This window comes from Thermodesulfatator indicus DSM 15286 (assembly GCF_000217795.1).
Classification (GTDB): Bacteria; Desulfobacterota; Thermodesulfobacteria; order Thermodesulfobacteriales; family Thermodesulfatatoraceae; genus Thermodesulfatator; species Thermodesulfatator indicus.
The window spans coordinates 198,377-221,066 of the sequence record NC_015681.1 but is presented as its reverse complement, the minus strand read 5'-3'; the positions used below and the strand labels follow the sequence as shown (position 1 = coordinate 221,066).

Genomic DNA, 22,690 nt, shown 5'->3' with positions numbered 1-22,690 from the left:
TGTCTTACTCTCCACAGTTTAATAAAGACTTTAAAAATATTTTTGCATTGGATAAGTTCGGACTAACAGTATCACGAGATGAGTTCATTTCACGCCAAACAACTAAATTATAGTGGCTGGTCAAATGCTGATAGATGGCCCGCAAAATTTTCTCTCTATCCCAAGTTTTGTCATAAACATCAGATTTCTCTGGAATCCATCCCCATACTCTAATCTCACCATTATATGGTCTTGATATTTTGACTTTAGATGCAAGTTTTTGGTTCTTAATAGTGCCCATAATGAAATGCCTTATTGCTTTATAATTCGCAAATAACCTGCGTAGATCATATTTGAGAATGAATGAGTCCTTGTCTTTGAATGATTTTCCGTTTCGAGGATGGATTTTGGCAAGGAAAATATTGCGCAGTGAAGGTAAATGATAGTATACATTATTTCCTGAAATATTTTTTAGCTGTTCGCAAAGCGGTTTAATGTTGATATTTTCAGTCGTTTGCACAATACCGAAACCCAGTTGTGCACGAGCCCCAAGCACTGTCCAATTACTGAGAAACCAGATCAATCCAGCAATGATTTGAGGATTGAAGGCAGGATGAAAGTCTTCTATGCAGACGGTGAGTTCGCCACTGCGTGGTGAATTGGGAAAATACCAGGTGGGTGTTTTCTCTTTTCCGTTTTTATCAACATATTGACGTTCCTGAAGGGCAACTTTCTTGTCAATCCTGATCGATTGCATCAGGGCATCTGCTACCTCTAATCGGAATCTCCTCTTCCATCCTGTTGTTCCAAAAACCTTACATACATCGCATATTCCAACTTCATCCAGTGCTGTCCACCAATCCTTGCCTTCTCTGCGGGCTTTTTCAAACTTTCGCAATTTTTCACCAGTCAATTCGCATTTTTTGCCTTCTGGCCCCCCCTCACACGCGCTTCCTCCAAGCCCGCGGACAATGGCCTCGTACCACCAGCGGAGAGAGCCTAGTATGCCCGTCTCGTGGATGCGGTCCATGGTGCCATCCACCCCACCGGTCCAGAGAGGCGTAAGGGTTTTTATTTTCACCTCAAGTGTTCCCATCTTCCCTCCCCAATTGGGTTACTTCACCACCTCGATCATGCCGAAGCCTTGGCTGTTTCTGGCGCCGAGGCCGGCATGGTAGGCCAGGGTAAAATAAGGCTCCGGCAGAGCGAGCTCGTAAAGACCTGTCCAGCCTTTTATCCAAAAGTTTCTGGATTTCCCAGGCGTTTCTGATCTTTCATATTTTCCCTCTTCTTCGGATTCCCTGAGTTTTTTGAAACCAATAATGACCTCGTTTTTCTTTGAAACCCGAAAAGGCCTTATGTAAGCCCCATTTAAAGGCGGAAGTTCAGCTTCTTCTCCCCAAAGAGCACGTGCTTTGCGCATTAGATTCTCAAAAATTTTCGCGGAAAATTCGCTTTCAAAGGGTGTATAAAAATAGGTCTTTTTCTTGCCTTCTGGGGTATATAAAGTGCTGTGAATGGTGATGGGCGAAAGGGCCCGTACTATCAACGGCCCTTTCGCAGATACCGGCATTTCCACTTCTACCGCTTCTATTTCACACAAGTTCTCCCCAAGCCGAAATTGGCCTTCACGGACAAGATGAGTAGCAAAGGACTCAAGAAGTCGGTCGTCAACTGCGCTAATTTTAAGCTTAACGCGCCCATGAAAAGTTATTTCTCTTTTTTCAGGGTTAAATTTTCTTTCTTTTCCGAGGAGGCGCGAGAATGTGAAAAGCTTAAAACGCCTTTTGCCGTAGGCAAAGCCTCTTTCGTGGTAGAAGCTAGCCAAAGTGGCGTCAAGAGAGCGGTAAATAAAGGCCTGAACTAGATGATTATAATGAACCGGTAGAGTTAGCCCTTCTTTTGGGCCTTTAAAAACTATGCTTATGCGCATCCCACCCTCAATTCCATGAAAATTTTTTAAGAATAATCTAATAATAATTTATTGTCATGGAAAAATTTGCCTTAAAAATCGCCATTTTTTGCCATTATTTATAGTTTTAACCCACAAAATTTTGATTTTTTTAAAACCGTTTATAGGATTCATATAAAAGCTATATCTGCCAAACTTTTTATCTTTTTGCCTCTTTTCTCTCTTTTGAGCCCAAGAAATCTCTTTAACCTTGCGGCCGCACTTTCTACAAAACCTTTGCTTCCGATAGCCAGACTTTCTGTAAAATACCCGACTTTTTGTCTAAAAATTTCGCCTGTCCCCCTTTTTGGCTCGCCAAGCCCGCCCTTGCCATAAACAAACTCCTGCAAAAGTTCAAATCTCTCTTTCTCGCTTTTTCCCTCATACCGCGGAAGGCCTGAGTCAAGCGACAGAAAAGTTTTGCCTGTCCCTCTTCTTGCTCTGTATCCCAGCGAACACCAGCGGTAGTCTTCCGGCTTTTCTACGATTCCTGCCCGCACCGGGTTTAGCTCTATATAAGCCAGGCAATTCAGTAAGGCCTCGCCGGTTTCAATGATTACGGACTTGAATCTGTCCGCCCAGAAATAGCCTTTGCGGTCAACGCGCTTGTTATACCAGCGTGAAAAGCGTTGCTTGATGTCCTGGACGTATCGAGAAAGATTGCCAAGCCTTTGCCTCCATTTTTTGAGCATTTCTTTGTAGAAGAAAATTTTGCGTTTCTCGCCGTAGTAGAGGCGAATACGGCGTTTTACTTCTGCGTCGGAGAACTGGTCTTCGGGGAGCATACGGCAGAGGAGATGGAAGTGATTACCCATAATGGCAAAGCCATAAACTTCTACAAAATAGACTTGCGAGAGCCAGCGGATGAGGTTGAGCAAGTAATCTTTTTCATCATCGCCGAGGACATCGTGGCCGGGCAGGGCGGTACGTGAAATTACATGATAAGCGGCTCGTGGATCATTCATGAAAAAACGAGGAATACGTGGCATACGGTCCTCCTTAAAATTTTTTTAAATTTTTTGCCTGTCCCTTATATCTCGGTATGTTTCCACCTTATATCGGTATGTTTCTGCGGAAGCTAAATTTTTGCCTGTCCCTCCAGGCACTTGACACTCGTTAGTTGCCTTTCTAATATTAAATTTACGTAATCGGAGCGGGTATAGCTCAGTTGGTAGAGCATCAGCTTCCCAAGCTGAGGGTCGCGGGTTCGAATCCCGTTGCCCGCTCCAGAAATTGAGCCCCTATGGGCTAAAAATAAGGGTTTCTTCAAAAAGTGGGCCCTAAGTGCCCACTTTTTTGTTATGGGGATATGGAAAGGGAAGAAATTATTAAAAAAGTTTGGGAATTGGCTGAGCCTGTGATTCTGAGTCTCGGCCTTGAGCTGGTTGATGTAGAGTTCCAGCGTGAGCGCCAGGGCTGGGTTTTAAGGCTATATATTGACCGGCCTGGGGGCGTAAACCTGGGGGATTGTGTGCGCGTTAGCGAGATTTTAAGCGACTTACTGGATGCCAAAGACTTTATCCATCACGCTTATCACCTAGAAGTCTCGTCCCCTGGGGTTGATAGGCCTCTTAAAAAGAAAGAAGATTTTTCTCGTTTTGCGGGAGATAAAGTAAAAATACAGATGTCAGAGCCCATTGAAGGGCGCAAGAATTTTACCGGTCTTTTGCGTGGCTATGAGGGAGAGGACGTTCTGGTTGAAATAGACGGCAAGGTCTGGCGTCTTCCCTACGGGAAGATAAAGAAGGCAAACATCAAATACGAGTTTGACGTTTGATGAGGGGAGAAAAATGGCTGGAGAAATAAGAAAACTCATAGATTTGTTTAGTAAAGAAAAAGGTATTCCGCGAGAGGTTATCATAGAGGCCCTTGAAGAGGGCATGAAGGCTGCCGCGCGTAAAAAATTTGGCCCTAAAGCTATTATAGACGCTCAATACAACGAAGAGACAGGTGAAATAGAAGTTTATCGTTTCCGCAAAGTAGTGGAAAAAGTAGAAGACCCTGAAACAGAGATTTCTCTTGAGGAAGCCCGTGAGCTTGACCCTGATGTCCAGGTGGGAGATGAAGTAGGCACTGTGGTTGATATTCGGGATATGGGGCGTATCGCTGCTCAACTTGCCAAACAGATTCTTACCCAAAAAGTCCGTGGGGCGGAAAGAGAACTCATTTATCAGGAATTTAAAGACAAAGTAGGCCAGATTGTTAGCGGCTTTGTGCACCGTTTTGACAGAGGTAATATCATTGTACAACTGGGCCGGGCTGAAGCTATCTTGCCAGTTACCGAGCAAATCCCCAATGAAAAATACAAGCGTGGCGACCGGATAAGGGCCCTCATAATAGAAGTTAATAAGTCCGGGCGTGAGCCCCAGATAGTACTTTCGCGCACGCATCCCGATTTTCTCCGAAAGCTATTTGAGCTTGAGGTACCTGAAATTCAGGAAGGTATCGTAAAAATCATTTCCGTGGCTAGAGAGCCTGGAAGCCGCGCCAAAATGACGGTAACTTCCACTGATCCTGATGTGGATCCGGTAGGCGCCTGTGTCGGCCTTAAGGGTTCAAGGGTTCAGGCGGTGGTCCAGGAGCTTAAGGGGGAAAAGATTGACATTGTTCCCTGGAGCCCGGATCCGGCTCGTCTAGTCTATAATGCCCTGGCACCGGCTGAGTGCACCAGAGTTATTGTTGACGAAGACAATAAAACCCTTGAAGTTATCGTGCCCGATGACCAGCTATCTCTCGCCATAGGCAAGCAGGGTCAAAACGTGCGTCTGGCCTCAAAGCTTCTTGGCTGGCGTATAGACGTCATGAGTGAAACTCAGTACATGCGGCGTCAGGACCCGGGTTTTCAGGAGCTACTTAAACTTGAAGGGATGACTGAAGAAATTGCAGCCAAGCTTTACGATAAGGGCATAAAGTCTCCAGTAGAGCTGGCTCAAGCTTCGGTAGAGGAAGTGGGAGATATAGCTAAGATAAAAGATACTGAAGCTCAAGCCTTGATTGAAGCTGCTAAAAAATATGTAGAAGAAAAGGGCGAAACTGTTCAGGCGGAAGAGGCGGAAACTGAAAAAGAAGAAAACTAAACATGGTAGAAAAAAAGCGGCATGTTCCGCAAAGATCTTGTATTATTTGTAAAAAAAAGACGGCCAAACATAAGCTCTTGCGCCTGGCCCTTGATGAGAGAGGTCGCGTGGTGCTTGATGTTAAGGCTAAGAGGCCAGGCCGGGGGGCTTATGTATGTCCAAGTGACGCTTGTGTGGCCAAGCTTTTGACTAAGCATGGTGAGAAGCGTTTGCGCTGGGCCTTTAAGGGTAAGGCCAAAGAAATAACACCCAAAACTATTGACGAAATACTGGTAATTTTGAAGGGGGCAACAAGAGAGCATGAGTAAAGTTAGAATTTACGACTTAGCAAGAGAGTTAGGCATACAAGCCAAAGACTTATACGAGCGAATCCGCAAAATGGGATACGATGTTAAAAGTCATTCAAGTACCTTGAGTGAAGAGGAAGCTGCGGCTGTGCGTCAAGAACTTGCTTTCATTAAAAATAGCGTAAAGACCGAAGAGAAAAAAGAGGCGCCAGCACCTAAAAAGGTAGTGGTAAGGCGTCATCGTGAAGAGCCCAAAGAAGAAACAGAAAAAGCTGAGGAAGCAACCGAAACAGCAGAAGCACAACAAAAGAAGAAATTAAAGATTAAGCTTGTCATCAAAAAGCCGCCCAAAAAAGAAGAACCAGAAAAAGAAGTAGCTGAAACCCCCAAAGAAGAGCCCCAAAAGGCTACTCCTGAAGAATTTGTGGCTAAAGAAACCAAGCCTGAAGAACCTACCGAAGAAATTTCGGCGGAAAAGTTGCCCCCTGAAGAAGCCCGGTCCCAAGAAGCCAAAAAAGAAATTTCCGAAGAAAGACCCAAAGTCAGAGGCCCCAAAGTGGTAGCCCGCACCGTGGGCGTGGTTAAAAGAGAGGTAATTGAGCCTAAAAAGGCTAAACCTGAGCGTCCGAGTAAGCCGGAGCGGCCGGCCAAACCTAAAAAAGGCCGCAGGGTAGTTACGGAGTTTGAGCGCCGGCCAAAGAAAGAAGCAGCGGCTCCACCACCTGAACCACAAAAAGAGCCTGAAAAGAAAAAGAAGAAGAGAAAAAAGCACGTTGTTGAACTTGACGAGTTTCGTAAAAAGGCCAAAAAGAAGGCCGCCGGGGCCAGGCCAAAGAGTGAACGTGAAGAGATACTTGAAGAGCTTGAGCTCATGCGCGAGCTTGAGGCCCCCACAGAAGAGTTGCTCGCCAAAGAAGAAGAATTAGCCAGGGCCACGGAGAAAGAAAAAGCTGCTAAAAAAGAAGAAAAGAAAGAACCAGAACGTCCGCCAACAGCTCCGCCAAAAGAAAAGAAAATTAAAGTTTACGAGTCTATTCAGGTGGGCGAGCTCGCCAAGGCCATGGGGGTCAAGGCTTCTGACATTATCAAGAAGTTTATGGAACTTGGCACCATGGTCACCATCAACCAGTCTATTGATCCGGAAACCGCCGCTATTGTGGCGGCAGAATTCGGCTATGAAGTAGAACAGGCGGCCATTGAAGAAGAACAGCTACTTGAATATACTCCGCCTTCCCCAGATGAGCTAAAGCCCCGTCCACCAGTGGTTACGGTAATGGGGCACGTTGACCACGGTAAAACCACTCTGCTTGACGCCATAAGAGAAACTGACGTGGTTTCAAGGGAAGCCGGAGGTATCACCCAGCACATCGGTGCTTATAAAGTTAAGTTAAAAAATGGCCAGGAGATTACTTTTATTGACACTCCCGGGCACGAGGCCTTTACCCACATGAGGGCCCGTGGTGCCCAGGTTACGGATATAGTTATTCTGGTAGTGGCGGCAGATGACGGGGTTATGGATCAGACCAAAGAGGCCATAGACCACGCCAGGGCCGCTGGGGTACCCATTGTGGTGGCCATAAACAAGATTGACAAACCTGAAGCTAACCCCGAGAGGGTAAAAAGTGAGTTAGCTGAACTTGGTCTCGTGCCTGAAGACTGGGGTGGAGACACTCTTTATGCGGAAATCTCGGCCAAAAAGAAGATAGGCATTGACGACCTCCTTGAGTTAGTTCTCCTTCAGGCCGAGATGCTTGAGCTTAAGGCGGCGCCGGATCGCCCGGCTAGAGGCCGTATTGTTGAGTCTCGCCTGGATAAAGGCCGCGGCCCGGTAGCCACGGTGATCATACAGGAAGGCACTTTGAAAGAAGGAGATCCGTTTGTGGCGGGGATTACCTACGGCCGGGTAAGAGCTATGCTTGACGAGCGTGGCCGTCGCCTGAAAGAGGCCGGCCCGGCTTCACCGGTAGAGATACTAGGCTTTCACGAGGTGCCACAGGCGGGAGATGACTTTATCGTCATGCCTGACGAGCAAAAGGCTCGCAAGGTGGCTGAATACCGGGCCCGTAAACAACGTGAGGCCGAAGCGGCCAAAGAGACCAAGATGTCTCTTGAAAAGCTCTTTGAAAAACTCAAAGAAGGTGAAATCAAAGAGCTCAAAGTGGTGCTTAAGGCCGATGTTCAGGGAACCCTTGAGGCCTTACAAGACTCCCTTCAGAAACTGGCTACTGATGAAGTGCGGGTAAACATTATTCGTTCCGGAATCGGCGCTATTACCGAAAGTGATATCATGCTAGCCTCAGCCTCAGACGCCATTGTTATCGGCTTTAATGTGCGGCCTACTTCTCAGGCCAAGCGCTTAGCTGAGCAAGAGAAAGTAGAAATTCGTTTCTATGATGTCATCTATAAGCTCATTGAAGACGTGAAGAAGGCCATGAGTGGTCTTCTGGAGCCCGAGATTGAAGAACGCATCATGGGTGTGGCTGAAGTTAGGGCCACCTTCAAAGTGCCCAAGGTGGGAACGGTGGCTGGCTGTTACGTGAAGGAAGGCAAGCTTGAAAGAGGAGCCAAGGTGCGGCTCCTTCGCGATAACGTGGTGATTTATACCGGTAAGATTGCCTCTCTCAAACGCTTCAAGGAAGACGTAAAAGAAGTGGTAGCTGGCTATGAATGTGGCGTTGGCCTTGAAAACTTTAATGACATAAAAGTAGGAGACTTAATTGAGGCCTTTGAGCTGGTAGAAATAAAACGAGAGCTTTAAGGAGTTATGGTTGTAGGGGTAGTTAAGGTTTCTTTGCACATCCCTGAGACGCGCTCCCTTAAAGGGAAGCGTCAGGTGGTTAAGAAGCTTATTCAGCGAATGAACGGGCGTTTCAAAAACCTGGCGGTCTCTGAAGTGGCTGACCAGGATTTATGGCAAAAGGCGGTTATCGGGATTTCCGCCGTAGGGCCTGATAGCCGTCTGGTTAACAGCCTTCTTGACAAAGTTATTGATTACATTGAAGAGTTTGACGAGCTTGAAATTATTCAGGCCGAGATTGACATCATAAACATGTAGCCATGAAAGGACATCGAGACCGCCGTATGGCGGACTTCATACAGGAAGAGATTTCTCAGATTATTCGGGAAGAAATTAGTGACCCGGCCTTTAAAGAGATGATAACCATCTCGCGGGTAGAGGTCTCGCCGGATTTAAAACACGCCAGGGTGTATTACCAGGTCCACGGAGGAGAAGAGGCCGAAGCTCTGGTGGCTCAGGGCTTTAAAAGGGCCTCTTCTTATATAAGACGGCTTATTGCCAAGCGCCTTTATACCAAGTTTGTGCCAGAGATTGATTTTATCCCTGACAAGCGCACCGAAGAAGAGGCTCGCCTTGAAGAGCTCTTTGCCCGCATTCGTCATGAGTAGTCTTCACGAGATAGCGAACCTTTTAACCGAAAAAGACCACTTTTTTCTCGCCACCCACGTTAATCCTGATGGCGACGGGATTGGTTCTCTTCTGGCGTTAACTTTAGCCTTGAAGGCTCAAGGCAAAACCGTCTGGCCCTATCTTGATGATCCGATACCTGATTTTTTGGACTGGCTTCCGGGAAAAGAGCTTATACGCTACGAATTGCCAAAGGGGAACCACTGGACGGCCATTGTGCTTGATTGTGGTGAGGCCAGCCGCGTGGGTGATGAGTCCGGTGCCTGGGTAGCAGGGCTTTCTGAAGTAATCGTCCTGGATCACCACGAAATCAGCGGTACCCTGGGCACCAGGCGCTATGTAGAGATAACTTTTGCCACAGCCGCCATAGTTTTCAAACTCCTTGGCCTGATGGGTGTTTCACTTGACCAGGAAATAGCCACCAATCTTTACGTGGCTATTTTTTCTGATACCGGAGGTTTTCGTTATCAGCAAACCAATGCCGAGACTTTTTCTATGGCCAAGAAGCTGATAGAAGCTGGGGTCAATCCCGCTGAAGTAGCTCAGCGCCTTACCGAAAATTTTCCGCTCTCGCGGTTTTGTCTTTTAAAACAGGCCCTTTCTCGTCTAGAATTAAAGGCCTCTGGGCGGGTGGCTCTTTCTTATCTTTCAAACGATGATTACCTTTCCTGCCAGGCCAAAAAGGCCGATTCTGACGACTTTGCCACCATGTTTAGGACTATTCGCGGAGTGGAAGTAAGTGCCCTCATCAAAGAATACCAACCAGGAGAAGTTACGGTTAGTCTGCGCAGCCGTGGGCGTATAAACGTGGCGGAGTTAGCCGCTCGTTTTGGTGGAGGTGGCCATCGTTTTGCCGCAGGTTTTCGATTCAAGGGAAAGATTGAAGACTTATACAAATTGCTAGCCAAAGAACTGGAGGCCTTTTTTCTATGAAAGACGGCGTGTTGATAATTGATAAACCCGAAGGAATGAGTTCTACCAAAGTGGTGGAAGAGGTTAAGAAAAAGCTAAAAGTGCGCAAGGCTGGCCACGGCGGCACCCTTGACCCTTTTGCTACCGGAGTTTTGCCCATTTGTATTGGCAAAGGCACAAAGATTGCCCAGTTCATTTTGGACGGCGATAAAGAGTATGAAGGCGTAATGGAGCTTGGTTTAGAGACTGACACTTACGACGCCACCGGTGAGGTGGTGGCCCGCCACGAAGTGCCTTCTAATCTTTCGCTTGCAGAGTTGCAGCGGGTTTTTGATGAATTCGTAGGTGTTCTTTCTCAGGCTCCACCGGCCTTTTCCGCGGCCAAGCTCCACGGAAGGCCCCTTTATAAATATGCGCGCGAGGGCTTAAAAGTAGAAAAACCGCCTAAAAAAGTAGAAATCCTTGCCTTTGAGGCCTTGGAATACGCTCCTCCTCTGGTGCGTTTCAGGGTTTACTGCGGCAAAGGAACCTATATTCGCTCCTTGGTACACGAAGTAGGCCAAAAATTGGGCTGTGGCGCAGTGCTTAAGGAATTAAGAAGACTAAAGAAAGGGCCTTTTTCTTTAGAGCAGGCCCTTACCCTTGAAGAGCTTGACATAAAAATTAAAGAAGGCTCAGTTGAAAAACATATAATTTCTCCGGCTGAGGCCCTTTCCTTTATTCCCGCGGTTACAGTGGGAGAGGAACTGGCCAAGAAGATTCGCCAGGGAAGGCCTCTTACCGTGGCTTCTTTGGTCAACATGATACGCTTGCAGAAAGTGCCTCAAAAACCGAGGATTCCCTGGCTACGTCTGATAACTCCTAAGGGAGACTTAGTGGCCGTGGCTGAATACCCCGAGGATTTAAACGCCCCTGGCCAGGTTAAGATGCTAAGGGTTTTTAATTAAGCAGTTGCCTGCTTCCGAAAGCTGACATTAAGTTAAGTGAGAAGAGACTGCTTAGGCTTTTCGCAGTTACGCTAGTGTCGCCGGTGATTTGTCCTAAATTATGATCATTTTCAGCACGTCCAAATCGCCGAACTGTTTAATTTGAAAGCAATTCAAATTGATACTCTATTTCTCTTTCGGTGTTTTTCTTTTGCGGAAGTAGCATAAAGTTTATTTTTTCAAGCAAAGGAGCAAAAGTCTCTTTATCAAGAGCGGATATCGCTTCAGCCTGGTATCGCCTTTTTAGAACCTCCACTTCAAGCTCATCAAGGAGATCTATTTTATTTAAAACGAGAATCCTTGGTAGGTGTTCAAGATTCATCTCTTCAAGGATTTTTTCTACGGCCTGGATGTGTTCTTCAAAGTAGGGGTTTGAGGCGTCAACCAGGTGTAGCAAAAGGTCTGCCTCGTAAAGCTCTTCAAGCGTGGCCCGGAAGGCCCGCTCAAGGTCTTTCGGCAGGTCTTTTATAAAACCAACGGTGTCCGTAAAAATGGCCAAAGAGCCGTCTGGCAGGCGCACGCGGCGGCTGGCCGGGTCAAGGGTGGCAAAAAGTTTATCTTCAGCCAGAAGGTCGCTTTTGGTGAGCTGATTCAAAAAGGTAGTTTTACCGGCGTTGGTGTAGCCCACAATGGCCACCACCGGAAGGCCTTCTCTTTGGCGGCGTTTGCGGCGCAGTTTGCGCTGCGAGGATATGTTTTTCAGCTCACGTTCAAGCCTGGCAATGCGGTCTTTAATACGGCGGCGGTCAATCTCAAGCTTGGTTTCCCCCGGGCCTCGCCCGCCAATGCCACCCGTGAGCCTTGAGAAGGCGTCGTCACGGCTGCGCAGGCGTGGCAAAAGATAGCGCAGCTGGGCCATTTCTACCTGGATTTTCCCTTCGCGGCTCTTGGCCCTCTGGGCAAAGATGTCAAGGATGAGCTGGGTGCGGTCAATCACGCGCATTTCGGTAACTTCGGTGATGGAGCGCATCTGAGAAGGGGTAAGCTCCTGGTCAAAAATCAAAAGGTTAGCGGAGACCTGCATGGCCCTGATGATAAGCTCTGAAAGCTTACCTTTACCCATGAGATAACGCGGGTCAACTTTGTGGCGCCGCTGGATAATGGTGTCAAGCACGGTAACTCCGGCGCTTCTGGCGAGCTCCTTGAGCTCAGCCAGGCTCTCTTCGGCCTCAGCCCTTGAGCGTGTGGTAACACTTATGAGAATGGCCCGGTCGCAGGCGTCAGCCACTTCTTTGGCCGGCCGCTGCCTTTCAAGCTCGTCCTCAAGGGAGCTTATTAGCTTGAGGAAATCTTCTTTAAGTTCCCACGGGTAAACCGTAGGAAGATAGCCGTAATGCCTTCCGTTTTCTCCGGCCGGCAAAAGGTGGGCCAGGTAAATTTTCCCGGGGAAGCCGTCTTCTTTCACCATGAGGGCGCCGATCAGGTCAAGACGCAGGAAAGCCAGGTCAAGGAGGTCGTCCTGGTCAAGGCCTTCGTGGGAAAGATGAGTATGAATCAGACGAAGGCCTCTTAGCCTTCCGGCACTTTCACGATAACGGGTTATGGCCGGAATTACGATGCGGCCGTGCTCACCTACGATGACGAATTCTATCTCCCCGCGGCGATTGATGAGAATACCGAGCTGACGATTAAGCTCGTGGGAAAGGGCCGCGAGCTCTTTGCTTAGTTCGTGGGAAATGATTTGTGATGGGCTTACCCGCCGGCGATAAAGCCTTTCAAGGCGCTTAATCTGGCTTGGTTTTAAACCTGAGGTGTTTCCGTATAAAGTTTTGCTCATAAATTTTTAGGGAGTTTTACGCCCTCCTCGGCTCTAAAATTTAATTGAAATTTTTGCAAAATATAGCACCATGGCGCCGCCCTCGCCCCTCGCGAGAGTGTTACTTCGGCTGTTGGTGCCTTACAACAGGGATCCCTTCGCTACCGCTCGGGACGAGGATTGCTTCGCCACTTCGTGGCTCGCAATGACGAGATAGAGGGACGTGGCTCTCTATAACTGCCACGTTACCACTGCAAGCCTTTATTACCTTTGTCACCGCGAGCCCTACTACTTTGTCACTGCGAGTTTTTTCTCTTCCTTGTCACCCCGAGCCCTACTACCTTTGTCAGTATGGGCGAAGCAGTCTCTTAAGTAAAGCCTTTTGCAAAAACATTTTAATTATAATATAAGTCAGAACTTTGAAGAAGAAAGGGCTTTGACGCTAGAAATTTTTCTAGCAAAACATTTAATAAAATAGGTAGGCTACATAAGGGCAGGCTAAACCCCAGCCTTACACTTTAGAACTTTTCCCAACCACTCGACAACTCAACCACTAAACCACTAAACTTACTCACTGCCAAAAATTTTCACTTAACTGCCAATTTTTGTCACTGCGAGGAGGCACGAAGTGCCGACGAATCAGTCCCCTCAACGCATCCACGCATTTTAAAGCCCCCTCAACCTCTCTCCGATAAAGTTATTTAGAAAGCAAAAACGAGGGAGATCAAACATGGCACACACCTTGCATAATAAAATTAACAAGAAAACGAGGTGGCCACCTCAGGATAAGGGTTGGTTGAGTAGTTGAGTAGTTGAGTGGGTGAGTGGTGAAGGATGTCACGGCGAGGGGCTGTCCCTACCGTCACGGCGAAGGGCTATCCCCCTTGTCACTGCGAGGAGGCACGAAGTGCCGACGAAGCAGTTTCTACCGAATACAGGGGATCCCTTCGCTAGCGCTCGGGACAGGGATTGCTTCGGCTGCTGACGCAGCCTCGCAATGACAAAGAAGAGGACGAGGCCTCGCTAGAGGTCGAAGCAGTCTAAAAACAAAAATAAAAAAATAGGAGGTTTGAAAATGATTAGAGAAAGAAGAAAGGACAATAGAAAGAAGGGTTTTACTTTGGTTGAACTTTTGATTGTCGTGGCCATTATCGCTATTTTAGCCGCTGTTGCTATTCCGCAGTACAATAAGTATGTAAGAAAGGCAGCTGCAGGTAATGCTCAAGCAGCTCTAAGCGCATGCTTATCGCAGGCTATGGCCGAATTTGCAGATAACGGGACCACCACCTATACCTGTAATTTGCAAGATACAAGTCCTTCCCCTGTTACCATAACTTTAAATGCTGATGGTAATTTGGATAGTATCTCTGATACATCATTAACCGTTAAAGGCCACAATGTCACTTGTACAGCCCATACAGATACTAACACTATTACTTGTGAGCCTAGTTAATATTAATTTTTGTCTGCTTATTTAAAGGCCGTCGCTAATTTAGCGATGGCCTTTTTGGTTTGCTTAACGCTACCGCCAGTATGGCCAGTGCAAACTTGCAGAGAGGGCTCAAGATTTTCCAAAATGGTCTTGTTTAGAAAGTCCTTTGCTGCGTTTCGAAACGAGGTGAAGTAGTATCCAGGTCACTCCGGGTAAAGCGAAGCAGCCTAAAACAAGCCTAAATAGAGGTTTAAAAATGCTTAGAGAAAGAAGGGAAGACCACAGAAAGATGGGTTTCTCTTTAATTGAGCTTTTGATTGTCGTGGCTATTATCGCAATTTTGGCCGCTATCGCTATTCCTCAGTACAATAAATATGTAAAAAAAGTAGCTGCTGCTAATGTTCAGGCAGTTCTAAGTGCTTGCTTATCGGAAGCTATGGCCCAGTATGCTGACAAGATTAAAACGGAATATACCTGTAAGTTGCAGGGTGATAATGGTCTTGAAACAGTTACCATAGAATTAGATGACAATGGAAATCTATCGTCATTAAGCACTACTAATTTTGAGGTTAAAGGCCATGCTGTGCAGTGTACAGCCCATACAGATACTAATACCATTACCTGTGATCCGGCTTAATTTTAGCCTTGCGCTAAATTATTACTTCACTGTTTTTTTGTCGCCTGCAATGTCCCCGCTAGCATTGGCCACTGTAGCCCGTACAGGTTAAAGGTTTAGGGCTCCTCAAGAAGGTTTTCTAATAGTTGGTTATTGGTTGAGTAGTTGAGTAGTTGAGTGGTGCCGGCTATCAGCGCTCATCGCAATCGTCAGTAAAGGAAGGGAGATTGCTTCGCCACTTCATGGCTCGCAATGACGAAATAGAGGGTCGTGGCTCGCAATGCCCCCCTTATCACTGCGAGGAGCTTCACATGTCACTGCGAGCTTCACACTTGTCACGGCGAGGAGGCCGTAGGGAGATCCCTTCGGTGCGCTCGGGACAGACGAAGCAGTTTCATCAACTCCTCAACTCATTCACCCTACAAATCAACAAAAAAAGCCCCCTGGCTATCCAGAGGGCCTTTTAAAACAATTATAGCTAGCTAGATTAAATGGCGGCTTCGCCGCGCTCGCCACTTCTTATGCGCATGGCGTCAACAACGTCATAGACAAAAATCTTTCCGTCTCCTATCTCTCCTGTGCGGGCTGCGTCAGCAATTACTTTAAAAAGCCTTTCAAGATCACTGTCTTTACAAACTACCCGTACTTCCATTTTAGGGAGCAAATCTACTTTGAATTCGCGGCCGCGGAATTGCTCTACCAGACCCGCCTGGCGCCCGTGGCCTTCTACCTGGGCCACGGTGACTCCCGGATGCCCGGCTTTTTCAAGGGCATCAAGTACGTCTTGTAATTTTTCTGGCCTGATTATGGCTCTTATTTCCTTCATGATTACTACCTCCTAATTACATAAAATTCGGGATAAGCTGGGGTTCCGTGTTCCACAATGTCCACACCTTGAATTTCTTCACGGGGATCAATGCGGATACCGATAAGAATATCAAGGACTTTGAAAAGGATATAACCAGCCCCGAAAGCCCAGATAAAGAGCACTACAGCACCAATAATCTGGGCAATCAACTGGTCCACACCGCCACCATAAAGAAGTCCTTTAACAAAAGGAGGATCAATTGAATAGTTTCCGTAAGTGCCGTCGGCAAAAATACCTACGGAAATAAGTCCCCATAAGCCGTTAAAACCGTGTACAGGTACCGCACCTACCGGGTCATCAATTTTCAAGGCTTCAAGTAAATAAACTCCTGCTACCATAATAATACCAGCAATAATGCCAATAACTACTGCGGCCCAGGATTCTACCCAGGCACAGGGAGCGGTTATCGCGACTAATCCGGCTAAGACTCCGTTTAAAGCCATACCAAGGTCCCATTTGTTTGTTTTCCAAAGAACAATGAGTAAGGCAGTAAGAGAGGCTGCCGAAGCCGCAAGGGTAGTATTGACTGCTATTACTGAAATGCGCAAATGGTGAGCAGAAAAAGTAGAACCGGGGTTAAAGCCGTACCAACCAAACCAGAGTATAAAAACACCTAAGGCAGCAAGAGGAATGTTATGGCCGGGAATAGCCCGCGGCTTGCCATCTCGGCCGAATTTGCCGTACCGAGGCCCGAGGACTATGGCACCAGCAAGGCCAACGATTCCACCCACTGCGTGAACTACACCGGAACCGGCAAAATCAAGGTGCCCGAGACCGAACTTTAAATTAGCCAGCCATCCACCACCCCATACCCAGTGGGCGTAAATAGGATAGATAACCGCGCTAATAGCGATAGAGTAAAGCAAGTAGGCCTTAAACTTGATTCTTTCAGCTACAGCCCCTGAAACTATTGTAGCTGCGGTAGCACAAAAGACCATCTGCCAAAAGAATGATAAATAAGTTCCTACATCATAGTTGTCTCCGGCCAGGAAAAACCCAGAAGTGCCAATAAGACCGTGCCAGTCTTTCCCCATAAGAATAGCAAAACCAATAGCCCAAAACGCTAGAGAGCCGGCTACAAAGTCCAACAGGTTTTTAGTGAAAAGGTTAGTGGTGTTTTTAGACCTACAAAAACCTGCTTCCACACAGGCAAAACCTGCCTGCATAAACATGACCAGAAAACCACATACGAGAACCCATACATAGTCTACCGGAGCCCCTGGATCAGCTTTAAGAGTAGCTGCTCCAGTGGGATCCCCTGCTAAGGCCACCCCGGTGGCCAACACAAAAAGAAAGAAAGATAAAACCAGAAAAAAACGCCATCTACCCATACTCCTGACCTCCTTTAAAAAAATCTTTTAATTTTTAAAAATGCAACTGTTATGCCATAATCTGAAACATTAACAATTTCAAGGAAGTTTAAGGAGTAAAGTTCTGTGTATGCTCTATAAAAATACAAAAATGTTACAAATATTTGCGGCGAACAAAACATTAATAATCAAAAATGTAAATTTAGTTTACGCGAAAAGTGATAAAAATTACAAAATTTGTTTTAAGCCAGGCAGGATTCGGAAATGCTTAAATTCTTAGGGTTTTTCCTGGAGATTGTTCTACTCTATAGGATTGGCAATGACTGGTCAAAAAGTTTACCGTGATCAAAAATAAAGAGATTTAAGATTCTCGGGCCCGCCAGAGGATAGTATCTTTGCGAAAAAGAGCGTCGTTCTTTTGGGGATACTCTACCATAAAGTGAGTGCCCCGGCTTTCTTTGCGTCTTATAGCACACTCAATAACTAGCTTGGCCACGTGGGCCAGATTTCTTAATTCAATAAAGTCTGAAGTTAGAATATAGTCCCAGTAGTGGGCTTCTATTTCTTCAAGAATGGAGTTGAGCCTTTTTTGGGCCAGCCGAAGTCGCTGTTCAGTACGCACTATCCCTACGTAGTTCCACATAAGGCGTCTTATGGCGTCCCAATTGTGGGAAATAAGAACCTTTTCTTCCATATCCACCGCGCCTCCAGGATCCCAGTCCGGCACGGCTGGAGGTTCAAACTTTTGGTAAAGAGGCCACTCTTTTTTTAGGTGAACCGCCGCCTGATGGGCAAAGGCAAGGCCTTCTAAAAGTGAGTTAGACGCCAGGCGGTTAGCTCCGTGAAAACCCGTGCAAGTGCACTCTCCCAGGGCGTAAAGGCCCTTTATGTCTGTAAGGCCAAAGCGGTCGGTTACGATACCGCCACAAAAATAATGGGCCGCCGGAACTACGGGAATGGGTTCTCTGGTAATGTCAATGCCTAATTTCAAACAGGTCTCGTAAATATATGGGAAACGTTTGATTATGAAATCTTTCGGTTTGTGAGAGATATCTAAGTAAACACATTCTTTTCCGGTTTTTTTAAGTTCAAAATCAATGGCTCGGGCGACGATATCCCGGGGAGCGAGTTCCTTTTTTTCTGGATCATATTTATGCATAAAAGGTTTACCGAAAGGATCTAGAAGAATGGCTCCCTCTCCGCGCAGCGCTTCTGAAATGAGAAAATTTTTGGCTTTAGGATGGTAAAGACAGGTAGGATGAAATTGCACAAATTCAAGGTTAGCCACCCGGCAACCGGCTCTATAGGCCAGTGCTATACCGTCTCCTGAGGCCACGTCGGCATTGCTGGTATAAAGGTAAACCTTTCCTGCCCCTCCAGTGGCCAGCACTGTAACCTTGGCCAAAAATGTTTCTATCTCGTTTGTTTGAGCGTTTAAGACATAGGCTCCAAGACATCTCTCGTGCCCTAAGACCTCTCGCGGGCAGCCACGGTAAACCTTACAAAGGGTAATGAGATCTACCGCTAAATGGTTTTCAAGTATCTCAATGTTAGGATGCTTGCGGGCGTAAGAGAGTAAAACTTGTTCTACTTCTCGGCCAGTGTGGTCTTCTACATGAACAATGCGCCGCCTGCTATGCCCACCTTCTAAAGTTAGGTGAAGTTTTGAAGGGTCTTTGGTATCCCGGGTAAAAGGGACCCCTAAATCAAGAAGTTCTTTAATCCGGTCAGGTGCCTGGCACACCACCAAAGAGACTACATCTTCCTGGGCCAAGCCATCTCCTACTTTCAAAGTGTCGGCAATATGTAATTCGAAAGAGTCATCTTCTGCCAGAACACAGGCAATACCACCCTGGGCTAGAGTAGTGTTAGCGTCTACGGCTCGCTTTTTGGTTACGATAGTAACTTTTCCCAGTTTGGCTACTTTAAGGGCCAGGGAAAACCCAGCAATCCCTGACCCGATTATTAGAAAATCTGTTTTTTTAGCCATTATTCCTCAGGAAGACGCGGTTCCCTTTCCAGAAAGAGGCTAAGAAGTTTCTCGCCGGTTTTAAAAAATAAGCCGGTTTCTGAGGCGTCTTTTTCGTTGTAACCCTGGCTACGTTTTATCTGTGGATGGCGAGAATCATAGATGGCAAAAGGTACCGGCCTTGAAGCATGGGTGCGCAAAGATATAGGTGTATAGTGGTCAGTGACCACCATGAGTCGGTATTCTCCTATTTGGGCGGTTGCTTCTTCTAGCACCGTACGTACTACGTAACGATCAAAATCCTGGATGGCTTTGATTTTCAAATCAAGAGAGCCTTCGTGGCTGGCTTCATCAGGGGCCTCTATGTGCAGAAATACAAAGTCTATGTCTTCTTTTAAGGCTTCAATAGCGGCCATGGCCATGCCTTCGTAATTGGTGTCAAGATAACCTGTGGCTCCGGGGACATTTATAATTCTTAACCCAGCTAGAACACCAAGGCCTTTTATCAAATCAACTTCGGCTACTACTGCGCCTTTAAGCCCCCATTTTTCTTCAAAAGGTTCTAGCCGAGGCATCCTACCCTGGCCCCAGGGCCATAAGGCATTAGCCGGGGGCTTTCCTTCTTCTTTGCGTTTTATATTAATGGGATGCTTTTCCAGAAAAGCCATGGCTTTTAAAAGAAAATCTCGCAAAATTGGCTCGTTTTCATAAACCAGCCAGGCTTCGTATATATCTCTACCTAAAAGATCGTGGGGGGGATACGTCTTTATACCCTCAGGGCCACCCCGCCAGACTAAAATATGACGATAACTTTTGCCGGGATGCAAAAAAAGCTTATCACTGGAAAGGTGTTCGTTTAGCTCTTTGATAAGAACATGGGCTTCTTCCGTGGAGATATGGCCGGCGCTATAATCATACATGATGTAGTGGTCATCAACTTTTTTTATGGTAACCAGATTGCAGCGAAAGGCTACGTCCTCAGGGCGCAAGCTCAAACCAAGGCTTGCCGCCTCAATAGGCCCTCGGCCGGTATATTGATACTCAGGGCGATAGCCTATAAGGGACATATTGGCAACATCGCTTCCTGGCTCCATCCCTGGAGGAACAGTCTGTACCAGGCCAAGGTCGCCGTGCTGGGCTATAAAATCCATACCAGGGGTCAAGGCCGCTTCAAGAGGCGTTTTCCCTTCGAGTTCTTTTAAAGGGAAGTCTCCCATGCCATCGCCAAGAAGTACTATATATTTCATTGCTCCCCCCTTGCTTCTTCCTGATCTTCCGAGGAAGAGTCCTTTTTCTTTATGCCTAAAATGTCTACCTCAAAACGAAGGGTCTTACCAGCTAAGGGATGATTAAAATCCACTACGGCCAAGCCTTCTTCAACTTTTTTTAGAATGGCAGGATGCACTACGCCGTATTCGTCTTGTATTTTTACTATTGAACCAGGATTTGTTCCTTCAGGTATTTTTTCAGAGGGGACCACCTGGATTTTTTTGGGGTCGTATTTTCCATAATGTTCTTCAGGAGAAACTAACACAATAACTCGTTCCCCGGTTTTATGCCCTACAAGGGCATTTTCCACTATGGGCATAAATTTTCCTTCTCCCACTCTGAGTACAATTGGTTCTTGAGAAGTGTCAACAACTTCTTTATTGGCTAAGACTCGATAGCGTATGAGAATTTCATCCCCAGGCTCTATTACCAAAGCGTCTTTTTTGTCCAAGATAGCCCCCCTTTATCTATCTGGAGAATAATCTCACTTAAATAACAGTCAATCCCTGATTTCCGTTTAAGCATTGTAAGGCATGGCCTTGGGGGGTCCCCCAAGCCTCCAGATTTTTTTGGGGGTTTCAGGGGTAGAATCCCTAAGGAAAGCCCGCAGGGCTTTTTGCCCAAGCCCCTAATTTAATTCACCATTTGTGTGACGTACGGCCTTTAAGGGAAGAATAAAATAAAAATTGTTGCCCATGGGGGTGGGTTCGTAGCCAACTACGCCTCCGTGGAGTTCAATAATTTTTCTTACAAAATAAAGCCCCCTTCCAGAGCCTGGTTTGCCGTTGGTGTTTTTCCCGCGCCAACCTTCTTCAAAAAGTTTTTTAGCTTCTTCTGGACTTAGGTGAGGGCCGGTGCTAAACACGTTGAACTTAATACCATCACGCCCGGGGCCAAAATAATCTGATATTATCTCTCGTCCGAAAGAAATAAATTTTACTTTTTTTCCTTTTTCATCGGTGACTTCCTGAGCATATTTCAGGGTATTGCTAAAAAGATTGGCATAAACCTGCGATAGGAGCCCCACGTCAACGGCTATAATGAATTCTTCATCTTCTGGTACTCCTCCCAAACGATTATCTATAGTTATTCCTGCTTGTTCGAAACGTTTGCGATAACGTTCAAGCTGTGTTTCTATTACTTCCTTAGCAAAACGGCATGGTTTGCGTCTCAAAACAAAGCGGCCTTCTTTGAAGTGTTCCTGCCTTAAAAGGCTTTCCAGGAAAAGACTGTTGTTTTCATAATGTTTTTCTATTTGTTGGTAACTACTAAGCAATTCTTCATAAAGGACTTCTAAATCTTTTCTGAATTTTTTCAGATTAAATGACTCTTCTTTGCTTAAATTTGAGATAAGTTGGTTTAATTGATCTATTTTTTTATGTAATTGTTTGTAAAGATAGCGATAATACATATTGGGAATAATAATATTATGTTCAATGTCAGCTACCAGATCATTTACAAATCTGATGTGCTCTAATATTTGATCTATAACAAGCTTTATATGCAAACTGTAGCCGATGCGATTGGCATATTTCTGGAAAAAAAATACTTCTTGTGGTGAAAGACTATCTGCTATAATTTCAAGAATCCCCAGTAAGTCTTTTTCTTTATGGTTAACAGGGATAAGGTTTAAAAGTTTGCGGTTGCCTATAAAAGGAAAAAAATGACGACTGTTATCTTTTAAATATTTTTTGGTTAAAGGGATATTTACTTTTTTGGGGGGATCAAAAAGACCTTTTTCACTTGAGGCCATTAGTTCTGTTGAATTGTCCTCTTTTACTAAGTACAAAAAACTTTCGCAATTGAAAAAATCTTTGGGTATTAAGACACAAAGACGGTAAAAATTTTTAATAGAAGCAAACTCCTGGGCTAAATCAAAAAACGCCCAGAGGGCGTAAAGCTGCTCTTTGGTAAAGGCGTATTCATCGTATTGTTTCCTTTTGGCTAGAAGACGCTCTTTTATGGTTTCCAAACCGGTATCCATACTAAAAATTTAATTAAAAATCAAAAAAATTCCAATTAGGAATAAGTAATTCTTAAAAATTATTGTTGACTTTCCAAATATATTATATTTTCTATCAAAAGTATGAGACTTTTGCAAAATATTCTTATTTAAAAGACTGCTTCGCCCATACGGGCTCGCAGTGACTACATGTTGGATGGCTGATGGCTACTGAAAATATACTAAGGACTGCTTTACCTGTCCCGAGTGCAGCAAAGGGATCTCCCTATCGGCTCCTAGCCGTGACAACGGGAGCGAGTCATTGCGAGGCTGCGTTAGCAGCCGAAGCAATCTCTGTCGCTAGGTGCCGGTGTCGCCGTGGTGATCTATTCTCTGTTTTTTTGAATTTTGCAAAAGTCTCAATATATTATTTATCCTAAAAAGGAGTGTACCATGAAAATAACCACTAGGAGTAGATACGGAACACGTATGATGCTTGAGTTAGCCAAGCATTACCACCAGGGGCCCCTTCAAATAGGGGAGATTTCTAAGAGGCAAAATCTATCTGTAAAATATCTTGAACAGCTTATTATCCCTCTAAAAAAAGCCGGGCTTATTAAAAGTATCAGGGGGCCAAAAGGGGGGCATATTCTTTCTCGCCCGCCTGAAGAAATTACCGTCTGGGATGTAGTTTCTGTTCTTGAAGGAATTAAGGCTTTAACTCCCTGCGTTATAAAACCAGAACTTTGTGAGCACAGTGATACCTGTCCTACCCGCGATGTGTGGGCTCTTCTTACCAAAAATATTGAAGAGTGTTTAAAGGGGATTACCCTGGCAGACTTACTAAAAAAAATGGAAGATGAGTCTCAACCAAGTCCAGAATGTCCTTTAAAAGATTAACTTGGGGTTTAA

The 22,690-nt window shown here is 45.9% G+C and carries 21 protein-coding genes and 1 tRNA gene; 12 read left to right on the top strand and 10 right to left on the bottom strand.

Annotated features, from left to right (window positions below; all coding sequences use genetic code 11):
* Positions 1-4: 4 nt before the first annotated feature.
* The 3 genes from cmr1 to THEIN_RS01085 all read right to left on the bottom strand — a co-directional run bounded on the left by cmr1 (position 5) and on the right by THEIN_RS01085 (position 2,919).
* Positions 5-1,075 (bottom strand): type III-B CRISPR module RAMP protein Cmr1, encoded by a 1,071-nt coding sequence (gene cmr1, locus THEIN_RS01095; protein ID WP_013906849.1) that lies wholly within the window; start codon positions 1,073-1,075, stop codon positions 5-7.
* A gap of 18 nt (positions 1,076-1,093) precedes the next feature.
* Positions 1,094-1,912, bottom strand: a complete 819-nt coding sequence (cas6, locus tag THEIN_RS01090; RefSeq protein ID WP_013906848.1) for a CRISPR-associated endoribonuclease Cas6 — start codon at positions 1,910-1,912, stop codon at positions 1,094-1,096.
* A gap of 149 nt (positions 1,913-2,061) precedes the next feature.
* Positions 2,062-2,919 carry a transposase gene (locus tag THEIN_RS01085; RefSeq protein ID WP_013906847.1) on the bottom strand — a complete coding sequence of 286 codons (858 nt, stop codon included), beginning with the start codon at positions 2,917-2,919 and terminating at the stop codon, positions 2,062-2,064.
* A 164-nt stretch (positions 2,920-3,083) separates the two neighbouring features.
* Between THEIN_RS01085 and THEIN_RS01080 the strand changes: the two genes are divergently transcribed.
* The 9 genes from THEIN_RS01080 to truB all read left to right on the top strand — a co-directional run bounded on the left by THEIN_RS01080 (position 3,084) and on the right by truB (position 10,577).
* A tRNA-Gly gene (locus THEIN_RS01080) sits at positions 3,084-3,159 on the top strand.
* Positions 3,160-3,239: 80 nt separating this feature from the next.
* Positions 3,240-3,707, top strand: a complete 468-nt coding sequence (locus THEIN_RS01075) for a ribosome maturation factor RimP (RefSeq protein WP_013906846.1) — start codon at positions 3,240-3,242, stop codon at positions 3,705-3,707.
* Between the two features lie 13 nt (positions 3,708-3,720).
* Positions 3,721-5,007: a transcription termination factor NusA gene (gene nusA, locus THEIN_RS01070; protein WP_013906845.1), complete on the top strand. Its 1,287-nt coding sequence runs from the start codon at positions 3,721-3,723 to the stop codon at positions 5,005-5,007.
* Between the two features lie 2 nt (positions 5,008-5,009).
* Positions 5,010-5,315, top strand: coding sequence for a YlxR family protein (locus THEIN_RS01065; protein WP_013906844.1), 306 nt, complete (start codon positions 5,010-5,012; stop codon positions 5,313-5,315).
* Positions 5,308-8,052 (top strand): translation initiation factor IF-2, encoded by a 2,745-nt coding sequence (infB, locus tag THEIN_RS01060; RefSeq protein ID WP_013906843.1) that lies wholly within the window; start codon positions 5,308-5,310, stop codon positions 8,050-8,052. The genes THEIN_RS01065 and infB overlap by 8 nt, the downstream gene beginning before the upstream one ends.
* Before the next feature lie 6 nt (positions 8,053-8,058).
* On the top strand, positions 8,059-8,349 hold the full coding sequence (locus THEIN_RS01055) for a DUF503 domain-containing protein (RefSeq protein WP_013906842.1): 291 nt from the start codon (positions 8,059-8,061) through the stop codon (positions 8,347-8,349).
* Positions 8,350-8,351: 2 nt separating this feature from the next.
* A complete protein-coding gene (gene rbfA / locus THEIN_RS01050; protein ID WP_013906841.1) occupies positions 8,352-8,699 on the top strand; it encodes a 30S ribosome-binding factor RbfA in 348 nt (115 codons plus the stop codon).
* Positions 8,692-9,651, top strand: coding sequence for a DHH family phosphoesterase (locus tag THEIN_RS01045; RefSeq protein WP_013906840.1), 960 nt, complete (start codon positions 8,692-8,694; stop codon positions 9,649-9,651). Before rbfA ends, THEIN_RS01045 begins: the two co-directional genes overlap by 8 nt.
* The gene (gene truB, locus THEIN_RS01040; RefSeq protein ID WP_013906839.1) at positions 9,648-10,577 is read left to right on the top strand and encodes a tRNA pseudouridine(55) synthase TruB; all 930 of its coding nucleotides are present in this window, start codon (positions 9,648-9,650) and stop codon (positions 10,575-10,577) included. Before THEIN_RS01045 ends, truB begins: the two co-directional genes overlap by 4 nt.
* Positions 10,578-10,713: 136 nt before the next feature.
* Here truB and hflX read toward each other — a convergent pair whose 3' ends face one another.
* On the bottom strand, positions 10,714-12,393 hold the full coding sequence (gene hflX, locus THEIN_RS01035) for a GTPase HflX (protein WP_013906838.1): 1,680 nt from the start codon (positions 12,391-12,393) through the stop codon (positions 10,714-10,716).
* Positions 12,394-13,447: 1,054 nt separating this feature from the next.
* Here hflX and THEIN_RS12435 point away from each other — a divergent pair.
* A complete protein-coding gene (locus tag THEIN_RS12435) occupies positions 13,448-13,825 on the top strand; it encodes a prepilin-type N-terminal cleavage/methylation domain-containing protein (RefSeq protein ID WP_013906837.1) in 378 nt (125 codons plus the stop codon).
* A 235-nt stretch (positions 13,826-14,060) separates the two neighbouring features.
* Positions 14,061-14,441 (top strand): prepilin-type N-terminal cleavage/methylation domain-containing protein, encoded by a 381-nt coding sequence (locus tag THEIN_RS12430; protein ID WP_013906836.1) that lies wholly within the window; start codon positions 14,061-14,063, stop codon positions 14,439-14,441.
* 466 nt (positions 14,442-14,907) lie between these two features.
* Here THEIN_RS12430 and THEIN_RS01020 read toward each other — a convergent pair whose 3' ends face one another.
* The 6 genes from THEIN_RS01020 to THEIN_RS00995 form a co-directional block, all read right to left on the bottom strand.
* Positions 14,908-15,246, bottom strand: a complete 339-nt coding sequence (locus THEIN_RS01020) for a P-II family nitrogen regulator (RefSeq protein ID WP_013906835.1) — start codon at positions 15,244-15,246, stop codon at positions 14,908-14,910.
* A gap of 5 nt (positions 15,247-15,251) precedes the next feature.
* On the bottom strand, positions 15,252-16,619 hold the full coding sequence (locus THEIN_RS01015; RefSeq protein WP_013906834.1) for an ammonium transporter: 1,368 nt from the start codon (positions 16,617-16,619) through the stop codon (positions 15,252-15,254).
* Between the two features lie 340 nt (positions 16,620-16,959).
* A complete protein-coding gene (gene nadB, locus THEIN_RS01010) occupies positions 16,960-18,588 on the bottom strand; it encodes an L-aspartate oxidase (RefSeq protein ID WP_013906833.1) in 1,629 nt (542 codons plus the stop codon).
* Complete coding sequence (locus THEIN_RS01005) at positions 18,588-19,814, bottom strand: cofactor-independent phosphoglycerate mutase (RefSeq protein WP_013906832.1); 1,227 nt, start codon at positions 19,812-19,814, stop codon at positions 18,588-18,590. Before THEIN_RS01005 ends, nadB begins: the two co-directional genes overlap by 1 nt.
* On the bottom strand, positions 19,811-20,287 hold the full coding sequence (locus THEIN_RS01000; RefSeq protein ID WP_013906831.1) for an FKBP-type peptidyl-prolyl cis-trans isomerase: 477 nt from the start codon (positions 20,285-20,287) through the stop codon (positions 19,811-19,813). The genes THEIN_RS01005 and THEIN_RS01000 overlap by 4 nt, the downstream gene beginning before the upstream one ends.
* A 177-nt stretch (positions 20,288-20,464) precedes the next feature.
* Positions 20,465-21,820 (bottom strand): sensor histidine kinase, encoded by a 1,356-nt coding sequence (locus tag THEIN_RS00995; RefSeq protein ID WP_013906830.1) that lies wholly within the window; start codon positions 21,818-21,820, stop codon positions 20,465-20,467.
* A gap of 411 nt (positions 21,821-22,231) precedes the next feature.
* Between THEIN_RS00995 and THEIN_RS00990 the strand changes: the two genes are divergently transcribed.
* Entirely contained in the window at positions 22,232-22,678 is a 447-nt protein-coding gene (locus tag THEIN_RS00990; RefSeq protein WP_013906829.1) for an RrF2 family transcriptional regulator, read from the top strand.
* The last annotated feature ends 12 nt before the right edge of the window (positions 22,679-22,690 follow it).

Coding starts and splice junctions, on each gene's coding strand:
- THEIN_RS01085 (WP_013906847.1), bottom strand. CDS start 2,919: ATGCCACGTATTCCTCGTTTTTTCATGAATGATCCACGAGCCGCTTAT.
- THEIN_RS01075 (WP_013906846.1), top strand. CDS start 3,240: ATGGAAAGGGAAGAAATTATTAAAAAAGTTTGGGAATTGGCTGAGCCT.
- THEIN_RS01005 (WP_013906832.1), bottom strand. CDS start 19,814: ATGAAATATATAGTACTTCTTGGCGATGGCATGGGAGACTTCCCTTTA.
- THEIN_RS01020 (WP_013906835.1), bottom strand. CDS start 15,246: ATGAAGGAAATAAGAGCCATAATCAGGCCAGAAAAATTACAAGACGTA.
- THEIN_RS01065 (WP_013906844.1), top strand. CDS start 5,010: ATGGTAGAAAAAAAGCGGCATGTTCCGCAAAGATCTTGTATTATTTGT.
- THEIN_RS00990 (WP_013906829.1), top strand. CDS start 22,232: ATGAAAATAACCACTAGGAGTAGATACGGAACACGTATGATGCTTGAG.
- rbfA (WP_013906841.1), top strand. CDS start 8,352: ATGAAAGGACATCGAGACCGCCGTATGGCGGACTTCATACAGGAAGAG.
- nusA (WP_013906845.1), top strand. CDS start 3,721: ATGGCTGGAGAAATAAGAAAACTCATAGATTTGTTTAGTAAAGAAAAA.
- THEIN_RS01055 (WP_013906842.1), top strand. CDS start 8,059: ATGGTTGTAGGGGTAGTTAAGGTTTCTTTGCACATCCCTGAGACGCGC.
- THEIN_RS12435 (WP_013906837.1), top strand. CDS start 13,448: ATGATTAGAGAAAGAAGAAAGGACAATAGAAAGAAGGGTTTTACTTTG.
- nadB (WP_013906833.1), bottom strand. CDS start 18,588: ATGGCTAAAAAAACAGATTTTCTAATAATCGGGTCAGGGATTGCTGGG.
- truB (WP_013906839.1), top strand. CDS start 9,648: ATGAAAGACGGCGTGTTGATAATTGATAAACCCGAAGGAATGAGTTCT.
- hflX (WP_013906838.1), bottom strand. CDS start 12,393: ATGAGCAAAACTTTATACGGAAACACCTCAGGTTTAAAACCAAGCCAG.
- cmr1 (WP_013906849.1), bottom strand. CDS start 1,075: ATGGGAACACTTGAGGTGAAAATAAAAACCCTTACGCCTCTCTGGACC.
- infB (WP_013906843.1), top strand. CDS start 5,308: ATGAGTAAAGTTAGAATTTACGACTTAGCAAGAGAGTTAGGCATACAA.
- cas6 (WP_013906848.1), bottom strand. CDS start 1,912: ATGCGCATAAGCATAGTTTTTAAAGGCCCAAAAGAAGGGCTAACTCTA.
- THEIN_RS01045 (WP_013906840.1), top strand. CDS start 8,692: ATGAGTAGTCTTCACGAGATAGCGAACCTTTTAACCGAAAAAGACCAC.
- THEIN_RS00995 (WP_013906830.1), bottom strand. CDS start 21,820: ATGGATACCGGTTTGGAAACCATAAAAGAGCGTCTTCTAGCCAAAAGG.
- THEIN_RS01015 (WP_013906834.1), bottom strand. CDS start 16,619: ATGGGTAGATGGCGTTTTTTTCTGGTTTTATCTTTCTTTCTTTTTGTG.
- THEIN_RS12430 (WP_013906836.1), top strand. CDS start 14,061: ATGCTTAGAGAAAGAAGGGAAGACCACAGAAAGATGGGTTTCTCTTTA.